The organism is Enterobacter cloacae complex sp. 394I7, from assembly GCF_057320345.1.
The window spans coordinates 77,193-95,197 of sequence record NZ_JBXWCR010000011.1 but is presented as its reverse complement, the minus strand read 5'-3'; the positions used below and the strand labels follow the sequence as shown (position 1 = coordinate 95,197).

The following is an 18,005-nucleotide window of genomic DNA, read 5'->3' as shown; positions in this document are numbered from 1 at the left end:
TGCTAATAACCCTTCCGGTTATATGTTATCTGGTGTGGTTATTCGTTAAACTACGGCGGTTGTCGCGGCGACAGAAGTGGCTGCGCACCCGAGTGATGGCCCGCGATGGGGCCAGAACGGGCCGCCGTATGCGAACGCGACACCAACGGAAGGAGTGAGCATGTCTGTACCAACTATCGACTGGGATTTGGCCCTAATCCAGAAATATAACTATTCCGGGCCGCGTTATACGTCATACCCCACCGCGCTGGAGTTCTCCGATAGTTTCGGCGAAGCGGCGTTTCAGCAGGCTGTCGCACGCTACCCTGAGCGTCCGCTGTCGCTCTATGTCCATATTCCGTTCTGCCACAAGCTCTGCTACTTCTGCGGCTGCAATAAAATCGTTACCCGTCAGCAACATAAAGCCGATCAGTATCTGGATGCGCTGGAGCAGGAAATTCTGCACCGTGCCCCACTGTTTGCCGGCCGTCACGTCAGCCAGCTTCACTGGGGTGGGGGGACGCCAACGTATCTGAATAAAGCGCAGATCAGCCGTTTAATGACGCTCCTGCGCAATAACTTCCGTTTTAACGACGATGCTGAAATCTCGATCGAGGTCGATCCGCGCGAAATTGAGCTGGATGTACTGGATCACTTACGCGCTGAAGGTTTCAATCGCCTGAGCATGGGCGTGCAGGACTTCAACAAAGAGGTGCAGCGGCTGGTGAACCGTGAGCAGGATGAAGAGTTTATCTTTGCCTTACTCAACCACGCCCGCGATATCGGCTTTACGTCGACCAATATCGACCTGATTTACGGCCTGCCTAAGCAAACGCCGGAGAGCTTCGCCTTCACGCTGAAACGCGTGGCCGAACTCAACCCGGACCGCCTGAGCGTCTTTAACTATGCGCATCTGCCGACGCTGTTTGCCGCTCAGCGCAAAATCAAAGATGCCGACCTGCCTTCTGCCCAACAGAAGCTGGATATTTTGCAGGAAACCATCGCCTCGCTGACCGAAGCCGGTTATCAGTTCATCGGCATGGATCACTTTGCTCGTCCGGATGACGAGCTGGCTATTGCCCAGCGCGAAGGCGTACTGCACCGAAATTTCCAGGGCTACACCACCCAGGGCGACACCGATTTGCTGGGGATGGGCGTCTCCGCCATCAGCATGATCGGGGACTGCTACGCGCAGAACCAGAAAGAGCTGAAGCTTTACTACCAGCAGGTAGATGACGCGGGCAACGCTCTGTGGCGCGGTATCGCATTAACGCGCGATGACTGCATCCGTCGTGATGTGATTAAGGCGCTCATCTGTAACTTCCGTCTTGATTTCAGCGAGGTGGAAACGCAGTGGGATCTGCATTTCAGCGATTACTTTGCTGATGACCTGAAGCTGTTAGCGCCTCTGGCAAAAGATGGGCTGGTGGATGTTTCAGAACGTGCAATTGACGTGACACCCAAAGGGCGCCTGTTGATTCGTAATATCTGCATGTGCTTCGACGCCTATCTGCGTCAGAAAGCGCGTCTGCAGCAGTTCTCACGCGTCATTTAAGACGTGCCAACATATTTGGCCGGGTAAGGCGAAGCCGCTACCCGGCTTTTTTGTTAGCGACTCTCTAGCTAAACAGCCCAACCAGCGCCGCGCACAGCACAGCAGCAACGGCTGTTTGTGGCGTGTGGCTTTCGGCTGCTCCACTTGAGAGCATATTCACTAATGTTTCCAGCATGATGATCACCCTCACTTTCCGGGCACGATCATACAAAAATCATTGATACAGTAAAGCGCAAAATATCAGCAATTTGCGCTCAATTAATAACCTTTACACAAGGGTAAAGATCACTCCATGCCCAGCTCTTTCAGCTTACGCGTCAGGGTATTACGTCCCCATCCCAGCAGGCGTGCCGCTTCCTGCTTATGGCCCTGTGTATGGCGGAGTGCGGTGGTCAACAGCGTGCGCTCCATCTCGGGCTGGGCCTCAGACAGCAAGTTTTGATGACCGGAACGCAGCGCGCGATCGGCCCACTGTGCCAGCAGCGTCGCCCAGCTGTCCGGCAATGCATGTCCGGTGCTGCTTTCTGGCGCAGTCGCTTCAAACAGTTCAGCCGGTAAATCCTGAATCAGGACTTCCTGTCCGGCGGCCATTACGGTCAACCAGCGACAGGTGTTTTCCAGCTGACGCACGTTGCCCGGCCACGCCAGACGGGTGAGGGCGGCATCGGTTTCCGGGTGCAGCTGCTTGGCTTCCACGCCCAGCTCACGGGCAGCGACCTGCAGAAAATGACGCGCCAGGCGGGGAATATCTTCACGGCGTTCACGTAGCGGTGGCAAATGAACGCGGATCACGTTCAGGCGATGGAATAAATCCTCACGGAATTTACCTTCCTGGACGCGCTGCTCCAGATTCTGGTGCGTCGCGGCAATAATGCGTACATCGACCTTCACCGGCGCATAGCCACCTACGCGATAAAACTGTCCGTCGGCCAACACACGCAACAAACGGGTCTGGACATCCAGCGGCATATCGCCGATTTCATCCAGGAAGAGTGTTCCACCGTCCGCCTGCTCGAAGCGACCCTGGCGAATGGTATTCGCGCCGGTAAAAGCCCCTTTCTCATGGCCAAACAGTTCGGATTCAATTAAATCCTTTGGGATGGCGGCCATATTCAGGGCGATAAACGGTGCTTTTGCCCGCGGGCTGTGGCGATGTAAGGCATGCGCTACCAGCTCTTTACCGGTTCCCGATTCGCCATTAATCAGTACGCTGATGGACGAGCGTGACAGACGGCCAATGATACGAAACACATCCTGCATGGCCGGCGCTTCGCCAATGATGTCCGTCGTGGGCCCGAAGTCAGGCGTGTGACGAGGCTGCTGCTGCTCCTGGTAGTGGCTGATCGCGCGCTCAACCAGGGCGACCGCTTCGTCAATATCAAACGGTTTGGGCAGGTAATCGAACGCCCCTTGCTGATAGGCGCTCACCGCGGCGTCCAGGTCGGAATGCGCCGTCATTATGATGACCGGAAGCATAGGATGGCGTTGTTTGATCTGCTTTAAAAGCGCCAGCCCGTCCATTCCCGGCATGCGAATATCCGAAAGCAGCACATCCGGCGTTTTGGTGGTGAGTGCGTCGAGCACTTCGCTGCCGCTCTCAAACGTCGTGCAGCTTAATCCTGCCCCTGTGAGCGCGCGTTCAAGCACCCAACGGATGGAGCTATCGTCATCGACTACCCAGACTATCCCTCGTTGCATAAACGTCACCTTTATTTTTTAATCGGCAGGAAAACCGAAAACTCGGTATGTCCCGGCCAACTGGTAAATTCAATTTTTCCAGAGTGTTGATCGATCAAACTACGGGCAATGGATAACCCCAGGCCGGTACCGCCTTCGCGACCGCTGACCATCGGGTAGAACAGGGTGTCCTGAAGATGCGACGGAATACCCGGCCCGTTGTCCTCAACGTCGATGCGGGCAGCCAGACGATAGCGCACGCCGTGCAGTGTGAGCTGGAACGCGGTGCGGGTGCGCAAAATAATTTCGCCCCCTTCCGGCCCCAGCGCCTGCAGGGCATTACGCACAATATTCAGCAAGACCTGCTCAATCTGGTCCGGATCGTGCGCCAGTTCCGGCAGGCTTGGGTCGTAGTCACGGACCAGCGTGACGTTCTCCGGCAGCTCCATCGAGACGAGTTTCACAACCCGCTCAGCCACTTTATGAATACTTTCTGAGACATGCATGCCGGGCTGTTGCGGCCCGAGCAGACGGTCAACCAGGTTACGCAGGCGGTCTGCCTGCTCAATGATGACGTTGGTGTACTCCGCCAGCGCAGGATCGGGTAGCGCTTTGGTCAGGAGTTGTGCCGCACCGCGTAAGCCACCCAGCGGGTTCTTGATTTCATGCGCCAGGCCTCGCACCAGGTCACGGGCGGCAATTTGCTGAGCATGCTGAAGTTGTTCCTGGCTCAGGCGGCGCTGATTATCCATCGGCGCCATTTCAAGCAGGATCAGTCCTTCAGGAAGCCGTTGTGCGGTAAGCGATAAAATATGTGAGCGCCCGTCGATCACCAGCGTGACTTCGTTATCGGTAAAGCCCTGACCGGCCTGCAGACTTTCCTGCATCAGGCCAATATTCAGCGAGAAATAACTCAATAATTCCGGAAGCGGGGTGCCAAACAGTTTGCGTGAACTCTGGGCGAGCAGCTGCTGCGCCGCCGGGTTGGCGTAATGTACGGCCAGCTCGTCGTCGACCAGCAAAATACTGTTAATCAAAGAATTGAGGATCTGCCCAGCATCGGGCAGCGTGCCAGTTGCCATTCAGCAGTCTCCTGGAGTTGGTTGCACTAATTTAGTGCAGTATAGCTTTTTCGTCGTAAAAAGCGCGTGAGATCAGTTTGTTGGTGGAGAAAAAAGCCCATCCGGAGATGGGCTGAAAGTTTCCACGGCAACAAATAAAAGCTTGTGAGATCGCGCGTAAAAGGGCGCGCGAAACTCATTGAAACTTAAACGCTGTAGTACAGTTCGAACTCAACCGGGTGTGGCGTCATACGCACACGGTCGTTCTCTTCAGTACGCAGGGCGATGTAAGCATCGATAGCGTCGTCAGTGAACACGCCACCCGCAGTCAGGAACTCGCGGTCTGCGTCCAGCGCCTGCAGGGCTTCTTCCAGAGAGCCTGCAACCTGTGGGATCTCTTTCGCTTCTTCTGGCGGCAGGTCGTACAGGTTTTTGTCCATAGCTTCGCCTGGGTGGATCTTGTTCTTGATACCGTCCAGACCCGCCATCAGCAGCGCTGCGAAGCACAGGTATGGGTTAGCAGCTGGATCCGGGAAGCGAACTTCGATACGACGCGCTTTAGGAGACGCCACCACCGGGATACGGATAGAAGCAGAACGGTTACGGGCAGAGTACGCCAGCATTACCGGTGCTTCGTAGCCTGGGACCAGACGCTTGTAGGAGTTAGTGGTTGGGTTCGCCAGGGCGTTGATCGCTTTAGCGTGTTTGATTACGCCGCCAATGTAATACAGAGCCTGCTCAGACAGACCGGCATATTTGTCACCAGAGAACAGGTTGGTTCCGTTCTTGGACAGAGACATGTGGCAGTGCATACCGGAACCGTTATCACCGAACATTGGTTTTGGCATAAAGGTCGCGGTTTTACCGAAACGGTGCGCAACGTTGTGCACAACGTATTTGTAGATCTGAATTTCGTCTGCTTTTTTGGTCATGGTGTTGAAGCGGGTTGCCACTTCGTTCTGACCCGCAGTCGCCACTTCGTGGTGGTGAGCTTCAACCACCAGGCCCATCTCTTCCATCACCAGACACATGGTGGAACGGATGTCCTGAGCGGAGTCGACCGGAGGAACCGGGAAGTAACCGCCTTTAACGCCAGGACGGTGACCTTTGTTACCACCTTCGTATTTGGTGGAGGAGTTCCATGCACCTTCGATATCGTCGATGGCAACGTGGGAGCCAGAAATAGAGGCACCGAAACGGATGTCATCAAACAGGAAGAATTCTGGCTCTGGCCCGAACAGTACGGTGTCTGCGATACCGGTTGAACGCAGGTACTCTTCAGCGCGTTTCGCGATGGAGCGTGGGTCGCGGTCGTAGCCCTGCAGTGTGCCTGGCTCGAGGATGTCGCAACGGATGATCAGGGTTGGTTCTTCGAAGAACGGATCAATGACCGCAGTGGAAGCGTCAGGCATCAGAACCATGTCAGATTCGTTGATACCTTTCCAGCCGCCAATGGAGGAGCCGTCAAACATTTTGCCTTCTTCAAAGAATTCGGCGTTTACCTGATGAGCAGGAATAGTGACGTGCTGTTCTTTACCTTTGGTATCGGTGAAGCGCAGATCAACAAACTTCACTTCATGTTCGTTCAGCATCGTCAAAACGTGTTCAGCGGACATACTTAACTCTCCAGATTGGTCATTGTCGTCGTGGTAACGAGGTCTTCAATTTCTGTCTTGGGCTGGCTGTGTGCCATTTTTTTGCCGTATTTTTATAAAGCGAAATCTGTGCCAACTTTTAAAACACCCCAAAAAGGCGTTATCATGCGCACCATAGTGCAAAAGTGCTGCACCACAATGGTTATGTTGCACCAGTATAGTGCTTCAGTGTGAACACTGAGCACCATATTGGTGCAATTTTCGTTAAAGTGCCCTTTTTACGCTCCGTGAAAGCGATCACAAAGCATCTCTGCAATACTTGTTTGCGGGGGATGTTTGTGATCCTGTTTTGTAGTGCGATTAATCCGTGTACAATAACGCGCTATTTCTAATGCCTGAGGCAAAGTTGTGATCGAAAATTTGCGTAACATCGCCATCATCGCGCACGTCGACCATGGTAAAACCACCCTGGTTGATAAGCTGCTGCAGCAGTCCGGTACGTTTGATGCTCGTGCCGAAACTCAAGAGCGTGTGATGGACTCCAACGATTTGGAGAAAGAGCGTGGGATTACTATCCTCGCGAAAAACACCGCTATCAAATGGAATGACTACCGTATCAACATCGTTGATACCCCAGGGCACGCCGACTTCGGTGGTGAAGTTGAGCGCGTGATGTCCATGGTGGATTCCGTGCTGCTGGTGGTTGACGCATTTGACGGCCCAATGCCGCAAACGCGCTTCGTGACCAAAAAAGCATTTGCCCATGGCCTGAAACCTATTGTTGTTATCAACAAGGTTGACCGTCCGGGCGCGCGTCCTGACTGGGTTGTTGATCAGGTGTTCGACCTGTTCGTTAACCTCGACGCGACCGACGAGCAGCTGGACTTCCCTATCATTTACGCTTCGGCGCTGAATGGTATCGCGGGTCTGGATCACGAAAATATGGCGGAAGACATGACTCCGCTGTATCAGGCGATTGTCGATCACGTACCGGCTCCGGATGTTGATCTTGATGGTCCGCTGCAGATGCAGATCTCCCAGCTGGACTACAACAACTACGTTGGCGTTATCGGTATCGGCCGCATCAAACGCGGTAAAGTGAAGCCGAACCAGCAGGTTACTATCATCGATAGCGAAGGCAAAACCCGTAACGGTAAAGTGGGCAAAGTGCTGACTCACCTGGGTCTGGAGCGTATCGACAGCGAACTGGCTGAAGCGGGCGACATCATCGCGATTACCGGTCTGGGCGAGCTGAACATCTCTGACACCATCTGCGACCCGCAGAATGTGGAAGCGCTGCCAGCCCTGTCTGTTGATGAACCAACGGTAACCATGTTCTTCAACGTCAACACCTCTCCGTTCTGTGGCAAAGAAGGTAAATTCGTTACCTCTCGTCAGATCCTTGACCGCCTGAACAAAGAGCTGGTGCACAACGTTGCGCTGCGCGTTGAAGAAACTCAGGATGCTGACGCATTCCGCGTTTCTGGTCGTGGTGAGCTGCACCTGTCAGTTCTGATCGAAAACATGCGTCGTGAAGGTTTCGAAATGGCGGTTTCCCGTCCGAAAGTTATCTTCCGCGAAATCGACGGCCGTAAACAAGAGCCGTTCGAGAACGTAACGCTGGACGTTGAAGAGCAGCATCAGGGTTCTGTTATGCAGGCTCTGGGTGAGCGTAAAGGCGACCTGAAAAACATGAATCCAGATGGCAAAGGCCGCGTACGTCTCGACTACGTGATCCCAAGCCGTGGTCTGATCGGTTTCCGTTCAGAGTTCATGACCATGACGTCCGGTACCGGTCTGCTGTACTCCACCTTCAGCCACTACGACGACGTTCGTCCAGGTGAAGTTGGTCAGCGTAACAACGGCGTTCTGATCTCCAACGGTCAGGGTAAAGCGGTTGCGTTTGCGCTGTTCGGTCTGCAGGATCGCGGTAAGCTGTTCCTGGGTCACGGTGCTGAAGTTTATGAAGGCCAGATCATCGGTATTCACAGTCGTTCTAACGACCTGACTGTAAACTGCCTGACCGGTAAGAAACTGACCAACATGCGTGCGTCCGGTACTGACGAAGCAACGGTTCTGGTTCCACCGATCAAGATGACCCTGGAGCAAGCTCTGGAGTTCATCGATGACGACGAACTGGTAGAAGTGACCCCACTGTCTATCCGTATCCGTAAACGTCACCTGACCGAGAACGATCGTAAACGTGCAATGCGCGGTGCGAAAGAAGAGTAATACGGTCAATCCGTAGGCCGGGTAAGCGCATGCGCCACCCGGCACGTAAAAAGCCGCTGAGCGATCAGCGGCTTTTTTTATTATCAGAACGAATACCTTAACCCCAGGCGGATACGGTACTGCTCGCGGTTGTAATCATTCCATCTGTCCAGCCACTGAAGCTCGAGATAGGGCAGCCAGTTTTTATCGATTTTATAGCTAAATTTGTGGGTGATTTCCCAGTGATGGTCTTTGCCATTTTTGCTGTGGTAATCGTTCACGCGCTGGAAAAAATGCGGTTCAAAGGTATAGAAAAACGCATCCGTGACCTTGAAATTCCAGTAGTTAGCGAATTCGTGAGTGTCGTTTTTATCCATCTGGCCGTTGTAGTCCGGCGTATCGTAATTGTTGTGGTTATAGCGATAGCGGAAGGTCAGATTAAACCAGTCGAGAAATTTATAATTGGTATCCAGATAGATAGCGCCTCCGGACCCGGCGCTGCTGTCATTCAGTAAACCGCCAGGCTGAAAGGTGAGTTTATCGGTCGGTTTAAAAAGCGGATACCACCCTTCAATTTCGTTATAGCTGTGCTTAAGCTCGTCCCATTTGCCCACGTTATAGGCGTTAGTGAACATCAGCCCCGCGCCCTTATCGAAGTTATAGCCAGCACGCAGGATCACTTCGTGCAGTTCAGAGGCCGTATTATAGGCTTCGCGCGTTTCGACATAGGCGCCGGCAACTGCCGAGCAGGACACAGACGACACAACCAGTGCAGTAACGATTCTTTTCATAATCAGTCCATGTATGAGGTACAGAAAGGCCCCCCTCCTGTTACACAGGAAGGGAATCAGGGCCGGATTTATTGTTATAAAGTGACTGCTGACGCTTTATTGTTGGTGGTTAACTCAGGGGGTTTTGCGGGTTGTTTTTTCCGTTTTCCAATCTCCTCAATAATAAAGGCGAAGCGTGCTTCGTTGAGTTTATAAAAGAGTCCCATGGTTATCGCGGCAACGATCGCCAGGCCGCACGGCCAGAGAAAAATTAGCTGACGGAGCCCCAGTAGCGTGCCCGCACTCTGCACGGCGTGTGGAATGTAGCCAATCTGCGTCAACATAATGCCCGGCAGGAAACCGGCGAGGGCGGCGGAGATTTTGCGCGAGAAGGTATAACCGGTATAAACCGATCCTTCGGCGCGAATGCCTGTTTTCCACTCGCCATAATCCACGGTATCGGGCACCAGCGCCCAGTTGAGGCTGTTTACGAATGCCGTACCGAAAAAGGCCATGCAGGAAAAGAGCACAAAGAGCAGGGAGCTGGTTCCCCAGAGGAAGTTCATCACGTCGCCCACGGCCCACAGCGTCAGCCCGCCAAGGTAGACCGGCTTCTTGCCGAAGCGCTTAACCGCGCCAGGCACCAGAAACACGCCAACCAGAATGCAGCCCATACTGAAAAAACCCATCCACGACAGCAGATGCAGATCGTTTAGCACGTACTGGGTGTAGTAGACCTGAATCGCCAGTTTGATATTAAACGCGGCGAGGGTGCAGAGGTTGGCGATACACAACACCAGCAACGGCGGGTTGCGGAAAATGGCACAGAAGGATTTCAGGATGCCAGGCTTATGATGATCGGGCGTGACCTCCACATAGCGCTCTTTCACACCGCTGTAGCACCACCACATGCAGAACAGACCGCCGGTGACGAACACCAGTGCGGCCACCAGATAGCCGAGGGAGGGCTGGCTGACAAACAGCGCCTGGATTGGCATAAACCCTACGGTGCAGAGCAATAACCCAACCGTTGCGCCGCCCTGGCGCCAGGCCGCAAGCTGCGCCCGCTCGTTCGGATTTTTAGTGATGGCGGGAACCATCGCGCCGTAAGAGCAGTTCATCAGGCTATAACAGAGGCCAAACATCATGAAGAGCAGGGTGGCGATAGCGGTTTTCACCGTCAGGCTAAAATCGGTGGCCACAAACTGCGCCGTGGCCACCAGGGCAACCGGCACCGAGGCATAAAGAATAAACGGCCTGAATTTGCCTCTGGCACCGATGTTACGCCGCGAATCCAGCAACACCCCGGTCAGCATGTCGGTGAATGCGGTAAAGAACTTCGCCACCAGGAAAATAATGCCGCCATAAAAAGCGGGCATGCCCAGTTCATCAGTATAAAACTTCAGCAGATACAGCGTGCCAATACAGAGCATCAGGTTAGAGCCAAAATCGCCCATCCCGTAGGCGCACTTTTCGCGCAGGCTCAGCTTCAGGGTTAACGGATCACTCTTGTGTGTCATGGTCGATCCTCACAGCGCCCCGCAGGGCGCTCTCTCAAGTCAGTTATGCTGTACGTTTGCGCAGTTCAATTTCTTCCACGATGCGCACATACATCTTCTCGTTGAGGTTGTAGAAACAGCCCATCGCCACGATGGTGATGATGGCCAGCAGACTGGGGTAGATAAATATCAGCTGCCGCAGCCCTTCAACCGTTCCGGCGGATTGCACCACGTTTGGCACATAGCCGATTTGCGTGAGCATGATGCCGGGGAAGAAGCCGGCCAGCGCCTGTGAGACCTTCCGGAAGAAGGTAAAGCCGGTATAGACCGTCCCTTCGGATCGCACGCCGGTACGCCACTCGCCGTACTCCACGGTATCGGACACCAGCGCCCAGTTGAGGCTGTTCACGAAGGCTGAGCCGAAGAAGGCCAGACAGGAGAACGCCACAAAGCTCACCGAACCACCGCCAAAGAAGTAGTTGAGCAGGTCGCCTGCCACCCAAATCAGCAGCCCGCTGATATAGACCTTTTTCTTGCCGAAGCGACGCACCGCGCCGGGCATCATAAAGACGCCGATAAAAATGCAGCCCATGCTGAAAAAGCCCATGTAGGACAACAGAATAGGGTCGTTCAGCACGTACTGCGTGTAATAAACCTGAATGGCGAGCTTGACGTTAAAGGCCCCCAGCGTGCACAGGTTGGCGATGCAGAGAATAAACAACGGTCGGTTACCGGCGATGGCGCGAAACGACTGCAGCAGGCCGGGCTTCTGGGCTGGATTGGCGGGCTGCATCTCAACGTAACGCTCGGTCACGCCTTTATAGCACCACCACATGAAGAACAGTCCGAACAGCGAGAAGAGGGTCGCGGCAAAGATATACCCAAGCTGGTCATTGCCTTCAATCAGGTTCATTACCGGCACAAACCCGACGGTACAGAGCAGCAGGCCAAGCGTGGCGCCACCCTGACGCCAGGCGGCCAGCGAAGCGCGCTCGTCCGGGTTTTTGGTAATGGCCGGCACCATCGCACCGTAGGAGCAGTTCATCATGCTGAAGAACAGGCCGTAAAGCATGAACAGCACGGTCGCCATCACTGTTTTGCCGGTGATTTCAAACGGCGTGCCGACAAAGTTTGCGATGGCCAGTAACGTCACCGGGAACGCCGCATACAGCACGAACGGGCGGAATTTGCCCTTAGGACCGATCTTGCGTCGGGAATCGAGCATGATACCCGTGCCCATATCGGTGAAGGCGGTGAAGAACTTGGCAATCAGGAAGATGATCCCGCCGTAGGTACCAGGCAGGCCAAGAACGTCGGTGTAGAACTTCAGCAGATACAACGTGCCGATATCCAGAAGGATGTTAGAGCCGAGATCGCCCATCCCGTAGGCGAGTTTCTCTTTAAACGGCAGGCGTAGCGTTGCCGGATCGGAAGCGTGTTGACGCATTATTGTTCTCCATCTGCCCGCAGGTTTCCCTGCGGGCGAGCCTTATCAGATATGACGTAAGGTGCTAAACAGGTCTGCCCATTCGCTTTGCTGGCGATAAAACACCGGCGGTTTGCCGAGCGGAGCGTCAACGGTGATGTCACCGCCCTCATGCGTTTCACCCGTCCAGGCATTCACCCAGGTGTCCTCAGGCAAATAGAGCGTCCAGTCACGATGGCCTTCTTCATGGACCGGTGCCACCAGCAGATCGCGGCCAAACAGATACTGGTATTTCAGCGTGTAGCTGCGCGCATCGTTTTCGTAATGCAGGAACAGTGGGCGCATCACCGGCAGGCCGCTTTTCGCATTCTGCGCAACGGCGGCTTTGATGTAGGGCTTCAGGGTAGTGAAGACGGTCGTCATACGCGCAAAGTGGGCGATGGTTTCGCCGTCGCCATCAAACTGCCAGTTATCGCCAGGGCGGTTGCCCTCGTGGGTACGCATCATCGGTGTGAAGGCGCTGAAGTCGCACCAGCGCAGCAGCAGCTCTTTGCTGCGTTTCATCTCAAACAGCGTGGTATAACCGCCGATGTCGCTGTGATGCAGCCCGTGCCCGGTCATTGCCAGTGAGAGTGCCGCAGGAACCACTGACGCCAGACCGTCGTCCAGGCTCCAGTCGACGTTCTGATCGCCGGCCCACATCATCACCGAGTGTTTCTGGCTGCCGGTATAACCCGCGCGCATAAAGAACAGGATCTCGCCGAGCTTGCCGGTCTCTTCCAGCGCCTCGTAGTTACATTTCGCCCATAGCGCAGGCCAGGCGTTATGCATGATTTCCGCGCTCACGCCGTTGTGCAGGAAGGTATCAGTCGGCAAATATTCACCAAAATCAGCCATCCAGCCGCCACAGCCCAGCGCTATCAGGTTCTTTTTGATGACCTCTTTGTACCAGTCGTAGGCTTCCGGATTCGTCAGGTCGATAACGCCCGCATAGAACTCGCCGAACTCGACGTGATAGTCCTGACCGTCGGCGTTTTTGGTCAGATAGCCGCGTTTCGCCGCCTCTTCACAGAGGTCTCTGTCGCTGGCCACGTAAGGGTTGATATAGGAGAGGAACTGCACGCCCTCCTGCTTCCACTGCGGGATACGTGTATCCAGCTGCGGATACAGCTCGCTGTTCCACTTCCAGTTCCACATCACGCGTTTGCCAAAGGAGGTCATCCGGATGCCGGACCAGTCCTGCGCCCAGATACCGTTCACCTTCACACCGCCGTTGCGCATGATGTCGAGCTTTTGCTGACACACGTCGGTGCCGCCCTGAACGCCCAGCGTTACCCCGTCGTAAACCCAGTCCGGCAGTTCGGGCTGGCGGCCCAGTAACCCGGTCAGTTTTTCCAGCAGATCGACATACGTTTGGGCACATTCGAAGCGCAGCGTGGCGTTATCTTCCCAGAAGGCCAGCTCATGGAACGCCGGCGCGCTGAAGTCGAAATTCATATAACAGCTGTTATCCACGTGGCAGTAGTACTTCTGGGTACTCACAAAGGTGGGTTGCGGGAAGAAGGTCCAGTAGTAATCGCCGCCCGCGTTCTCTTTGCAGTCTGCCTGCCAGGTGACGTAGGTCTGCTTATTACGGCCCACGCCCTGCTCGCTGGTCCACAACGGGAACGGCTTGCCGCGCAGGTCGAAGTAGGAGAACTGCTCTCCGCAACCATAGATATGATCCTCGGGCTGGGCTGCCAGCCGCAGCCAGATGCGGTTATGGCAGGTGGCATCATTTTTGAGTTTCAGCTCCAGGCGTCCTTCGGCATCCACACCCACGAGTAGCGTGGCGCTGACGGCGTCACCCCGGGTAAAGCGAATCGCCCAGCCCGCATTTTGCGGCGCGACGGTGGCCTCGGTCAGGGCAATTTTTTCGTTGAGTTTGTCTTTGATGCTGAAGTTGCCGCGAAACATCTCGATATCGGCTTCACCTGCGCCGATCCACAGGCAAGGGGTGTCGGCGGTGTGGGACAGAATCAGACGATCCTGCCAGCTCAGGGTGAAACCATGTTCACTGCTTTTAAGAATAATATTGTGTAGGGTACGCATAAGATCTCCGTTTTTATTATTTGGCCTGGCTATCCAGTAGTCCGGCGGCAACGGCTGGGGCTAACCCTGGCGCCAGCGGTAAGCGAGGGATCACCAGGCAATGCAGCAGATGATAAATATCCTGCTTGCCGTCCCAGACTTTGGTGGTCACTTCGTTATGGATATCCAGCTCCTGCCACCATGAACCGTTCTCGTAGTCGATCAGGTATTTGATGCAGTAATCCCACCATTTCTGATACCAGGCTTCGTACTGCGCCTCGCCGGTGACGGTATAGAGCGCATAGGCCGTTCCCATCGCTTCGACAATCGGCCAGCGCACGCGCTCGCGAACGATGGGCTTACCATCCCAGCCAACGGAATAGACAAAACCGTCGGCACCATCGGGTGCCCAGGCGTCGCGGATTGTGGCGTGGAATAAGCCTTTTGCATCTTCCAGCAGCCATGCGGGGGGTGTTTCAAAACGCGCTTCCAGCGCAGCGCGCAGGTGCAGCATCAGGCGGCCCCACTCGATCCAGTGGCCTGGCGTACCGCCGTAGGCGCGAAAACGGTGAGCGGGGTTATCAATGTTGTAATCGCGGATGGGGTTCCATTGCGTATCGAAATGCTCATTAACCCGGTACTCGCCCTTGCGTGCCACGTCGTGAATGATCACCGAGGCAATGCGCAGGGCGCGGTCGAGCCATTTACGGTCATGCGTCACGTCATACACAATCAGGAAGGCTTCGACAGCGTGCATATTGGCGTTGCCGCCACGGTACTCTTCGGTTTTGCTGAAGGCCTCATCCCAGGATTCCAGGCACATCTGCTCCTGTTCGCTCCAGAAATAACGCTCAATCACCTCGATGGCATCGTCCAGTAACTTGCGAGCCTGCGGATGGCCGGTGGTGACGGCGCTGGCCGCGCCCAGCAAAACAAAGAAGTGCTGATAGCCCTGCTTGGAGGCATCCATAACGCCTTCATCGTTAATACAGGCGTACCAGCCGCCATATTGCGGGTCACGCAGCGGGCCATTCAGGGCGTTGATGCCATGCTCCACCAGGGCATATGCGCCGGGACGCCCCATGTTTGCCGCCACGGCATAAACGTGCAGCATACGGGCGGTGATCCACAGATGCGTGCCCATATCGCTGCGCACCTGACCGTTATTGCCCAGCCAGCCAAAGCCGGTCGGCACGGCGGCGTTTTTACCGAAATCGAGAATGCGGTCAGTCTCTTGTTCAAGCCAGCGGTTATGGCTCAGGGTGTTAAACCATTTCATGTTCGGGTCCTTTCTTAACGGCGAGCCATCATTTCGTCGACGATCTCACCCAAACGCTGCAGTTTCGGCACAGAAATATCACGGAGCATCAGTTCCGTGTCCGGCAGGCCAATCACTGATGACCAGACGGCGCGGCCGGCTAAAAAGCCGGATGCACCCGCCTGCATCGCAACACGCACCGCCCTTGGGAACAACTTATCGTCCACGCCGGATGAGAGGATCACCCACGGCATGGCGATGTTCTCGTTCAGTTTTTGCGAGGCAGTCAGCAATTCCTGCTGAGAGCCTTTGCCGAACAGGGGCATCTCCACTTTGTAAAGGTCAGCTCCGCTGTCTCCCAGCTCTTTTGCCGCGTCGATAATGGCCTGTTCACGATTAAACGTCGCGCCGCGACGCGGCGGGCGGACTACCGGCTCAATAATGCTGAGCAGTCCATTGTTATGGCACAGCTGATTGAACGCCTTCACCATCTCCAGACGCTGCTGCGGATCTTCGTCGCTACGCCACAGCACCAGTAGCTTCAGCGCTTTACCGCCATCGCGCCTGACCGCCTGGGCATCAACGTTTTTATCGATGACGACGCTGTCAACGGGGATCCCGTTCCCCGGAATAAATTCGTCTGCTGCCACAATCATCGCGCAGCTTTTGGCAACGGCCTGTTGCTCAACGATCTGCTGGTAGCAAAACTGCTGATCGACAAGAATGGCGGAGGCATACGGCGACAGAATTTTGGCCGCGTTGACCTTAAAGTCGGTGAGATGCCGATCGGTGACCGGCACCGGAGCGCCCGCCGCAGCAAACATCAGGCGCATCGCTTCGCGCTGGTCGACGGCCAGCATTGCAAAACCGCCGGAAGGTCGGGTGATATCTTTCAAGGTGTACATCGTCATTCCTCAGTCCTTTCGTATCAGTGTGTTTTTTTCAGCCCGGCGGATGCGCGAACCTGTTCAAGAATGGCTGTCCAGTCTTCGCGCCCGCGTCCGGCGGCCCGCGCCTGGTTGTAGACTTCACGGGAGGCGGCGCCCAGCGGCATCGGGACGTGGAGCTGGTTTGCCACGTCCAGCGCGATCCCCAGATCTTTATGCGCGAGGTCGATCATAAAGGCCGGTGTAAGATCGCCTTTGAGTACCTTGTTAGGCCATGAGGTGGTGAAGTGGCCTTTGCCTGCTGGCGTACCGCTCATAACGCTGAGCGCCACATCGAAAGAGAGGCCGAGGGCTTCACACAGCACGGCGGCTTCAGCGGACAGCGCGTTCAGGGCAATGCTCATGTAGTTGTTAATAAGCTTCACGCGGATGCCCATGCCTGGCCCACCTGCGTTTATCAGTTCATTGCCCATCGCCATCAACACCGGCGTGGCTCGTTCAACCTGCTGCGCGGTGCCGCCAGCCAGAAGGAGTAATGTTCCGGCGACGGCATGGTCCGATGTGCGTCCGACAGGCACATCCATCATGCTGAAACCACGTTCAGCCATGTCGTGGATCAGGGCATCGGTCTGTAGCGGGTGAATGGTGGACATATCAATGACCAGCGCTTCGCGGGATAACCCTTCGCAGACGCCCTGCTCACCAAACAATACTGTGCGAACCAGGTCTCCGTTTGGCAGCATGGTGATGACAAATTCGGCCTCCTTTACTGCCTGTGCAGGCGTGGCTGCAGCCCGGGCTCCACGCGCCACCAGAGCCTGTATCGCCTGCGGGTTTACATCAAAAACGTGAAGCTGGTGGCCCTGTTTAAGCAGATTCGTTGCCATAGGCGCACCCATCTGTCCTAACCCGATAAAGGCAATTGCTGACATGCTTCTCTCCTGTCACATCGTGTCAATTATTGAGCGTTTGTGTTGTCTGTTTTTGATCGTATTTGTAATTTATAGTCAAAAAATTGACAGGGGTCACTTTTTAAACATTTCGTGAAATTAAAATGAGAGCATCAGAAAACGCAGAAGGAATCACCATGACTCGCATCGTTTGTGTCGGCATTACCGTGCTGGATCGCATCTGGTATCTCGATGATTTACCGAAAGAAGGTGGCAAATATGTCGCAAAAGACTATACGGAGGTGGGCGGCGGTCCTGCGGCGACTGCGGCGGTGGCGGCAGCGAAACTGGGGGCTGAGGTGGACTTTATTGGCCGGGTGGGTGATGACGATACCGGCAGAAGACTGCTCGCGGAGCTGGAGTCCCTGGGGGTAAACACGCGCTATACGCGGATGGTGAAAGGAGCCCGTTCATCGCAATCGGCCGTGCTGGTGGATGGTCACGGGGAGCGTGTCATTGCTAACTACCCCAGCCCCGATCTCCCGGCTACGGCGGCATGGCTGCAGGATATCGACTTTTCGCAATGGGATATCGTATTAGCCGACGTGCGCTGGCACGAAGGGGCTAAACAGGCGTTCACCCTTGCCCGCCAGCAGGGCGTCAGCACGCTGCTTGATGCCGATGTCACCCCGCAGGACATTGCTGAGCTGGTCGCCTTAAGCGATCACGCGGCCTTCTCCGCGCCGGGTTTGCGGCGTTTAAGCCAGCTGGACGACACGGAAAGCGCGCTGAGAAAAGCACAAACGCTCACAAATGGACATGTCTACGTCACGCAAGGGCGTGAAGGGTGTTACTGGCTGGAGCAGGGCGCGCTGTGTCATCAGCCGGGATTTGCGGTCGACGTGGTGGATACCACAGGTGCAGGGGATGTCTTTCACGGCGCGCTGGCGGTGAGTCTGGCGCAGCAGGGGGCGTCACCAGACGCGGTACGTTTCGCGAGCGCGGTTGCGGCACTGAAATGTACCCGGCCCGGCGGACGGGCGGGTATACCTGACTGTGATCAAACCCGCTCTTTTTTGTCACTTTTTGTATAAAATGCGGGGCGTGATGGTTTTCAGAGGACAGCC

The 18,005-nt window shown here is 55.3% G+C and carries 14 protein-coding genes; 3 read left to right on the top strand and 11 right to left on the bottom strand.

What is annotated here, in order from left to right; translation table 11 throughout:
- The first annotated feature begins 160 nt into the window (after nt 1-160).
- Complete coding sequence (gene hemN / locus AC2FAP_RS22470; protein WP_041162917.1) at nt 161-1,534, top strand: oxygen-independent coproporphyrinogen III oxidase; 1,374 nt, start codon at nt 161-163, stop codon at nt 1,532-1,534.
- 64 nt (nt 1,535-1,598) lie between these two features.
- On the opposite strand, the gene AC2FAP_RS22465 is transcribed toward hemN, so the two are convergent.
- The 4 genes from AC2FAP_RS22465 to glnA all read right to left on the bottom strand — a co-directional run bounded on the left by AC2FAP_RS22465 (nt 1,599) and on the right by glnA (nt 5,888).
- Nucleotides 1,599-1,709, bottom strand: a complete 111-nt coding sequence (locus AC2FAP_RS22465; RefSeq protein WP_032670298.1) for a YshB family small membrane protein — start codon at nt 1,707-1,709, stop codon at nt 1,599-1,601.
- A gap of 110 nt (nt 1,710-1,819) precedes the next feature.
- Nucleotides 1,820-3,232 (bottom strand): nitrogen regulation protein NR(I), encoded by a 1,413-nt coding sequence (glnG, locus tag AC2FAP_RS22460; protein ID WP_020883985.1) that lies wholly within the window; start codon nt 3,230-3,232, stop codon nt 1,820-1,822.
- 11 nt (nt 3,233-3,243) lie between these two features.
- Complete coding sequence (gene glnL, locus AC2FAP_RS22455) at nt 3,244-4,293, bottom strand: nitrogen regulation protein NR(II) (protein ID WP_014172250.1); 1,050 nt, start codon at nt 4,291-4,293, stop codon at nt 3,244-3,246.
- A 185-nt stretch (nt 4,294-4,478) separates the two neighbouring features.
- Complete coding sequence (gene glnA / locus AC2FAP_RS22450) at nt 4,479-5,888, bottom strand: glutamate--ammonia ligase (RefSeq protein ID WP_014172249.1); 1,410 nt, start codon at nt 5,886-5,888, stop codon at nt 4,479-4,481.
- Nucleotides 5,889-6,275: 387 nt separating this feature from the next.
- On the opposite strand from glnA, the gene typA reads away from it, so the two are divergent.
- Nucleotides 6,276-8,099, top strand: a complete 1,824-nt coding sequence (gene typA / locus AC2FAP_RS22445) for a ribosome-dependent GTPase TypA (RefSeq protein ID WP_014172248.1) — start codon at nt 6,276-6,278, stop codon at nt 8,097-8,099.
- Nucleotides 8,100-8,182: 83 nt separating this feature from the next.
- Here typA and ompL read toward each other — a convergent pair whose 3' ends face one another.
- The 7 genes from ompL to yihU all read right to left on the bottom strand — a co-directional run bounded on the left by ompL (nt 8,183) and on the right by yihU (nt 16,920).
- A complete protein-coding gene (gene ompL / locus AC2FAP_RS22440; RefSeq protein ID WP_020883984.1) occupies nt 8,183-8,869 on the bottom strand; it encodes a porin OmpL in 687 nt (228 codons plus the stop codon).
- A 74-nt stretch (nt 8,870-8,943) separates the two neighbouring features.
- The gene (locus AC2FAP_RS22435) at nt 8,944-10,368 is read right to left on the bottom strand and encodes an MFS transporter (protein WP_020883983.1); all 1,425 of its coding nucleotides are present in this window, start codon (nt 10,366-10,368) and stop codon (nt 8,944-8,946) included.
- A gap of 43 nt (nt 10,369-10,411) precedes the next feature.
- Nucleotides 10,412-11,794 carry an MFS transporter gene (locus AC2FAP_RS22430; protein WP_014172245.1) on the bottom strand — a complete coding sequence of 461 codons (1,383 nt, stop codon included), beginning with the start codon at nt 11,792-11,794 and terminating at the stop codon, nt 10,412-10,414.
- A 45-nt stretch (nt 11,795-11,839) separates the two neighbouring features.
- On the bottom strand, nt 11,840-13,864 hold the full coding sequence (locus tag AC2FAP_RS22425) for an alpha-glucosidase (protein WP_449541869.1): 2,025 nt from the start codon (nt 13,862-13,864) through the stop codon (nt 11,840-11,842).
- Nucleotides 13,865-13,880: 16 nt separating this feature from the next.
- A complete protein-coding gene (gene yihS, locus AC2FAP_RS22420) occupies nt 13,881-15,122 on the bottom strand; it encodes a sulfoquinovose isomerase (RefSeq protein WP_014172243.1) in 1,242 nt (413 codons plus the stop codon).
- A gap of 14 nt (nt 15,123-15,136) precedes the next feature.
- Nucleotides 15,137-16,012, bottom strand: coding sequence for a sulfofructosephosphate aldolase (gene yihT / locus AC2FAP_RS22415; RefSeq protein WP_214580922.1), 876 nt, complete (start codon nt 16,010-16,012; stop codon nt 15,137-15,139).
- Between the two features lie 17 nt (nt 16,013-16,029).
- Nucleotides 16,030-16,920, bottom strand: a complete 891-nt coding sequence (yihU, locus tag AC2FAP_RS22410) for a sulfolactaldehyde 3-reductase (RefSeq protein ID WP_068795451.1) — start codon at nt 16,918-16,920, stop codon at nt 16,030-16,032.
- A 155-nt stretch (nt 16,921-17,075) separates the two neighbouring features.
- Here yihU and AC2FAP_RS22405 point away from each other — a divergent pair, with 155 nt between their 5' ends.
- Nucleotides 17,076-17,972: a sugar kinase gene (locus AC2FAP_RS22405; protein ID WP_041162915.1), complete on the top strand. Its 897-nt coding sequence runs from the start codon at nt 17,076-17,078 to the stop codon at nt 17,970-17,972.
- Nucleotides 17,973-18,005: the final 33 nt, after the last annotated feature.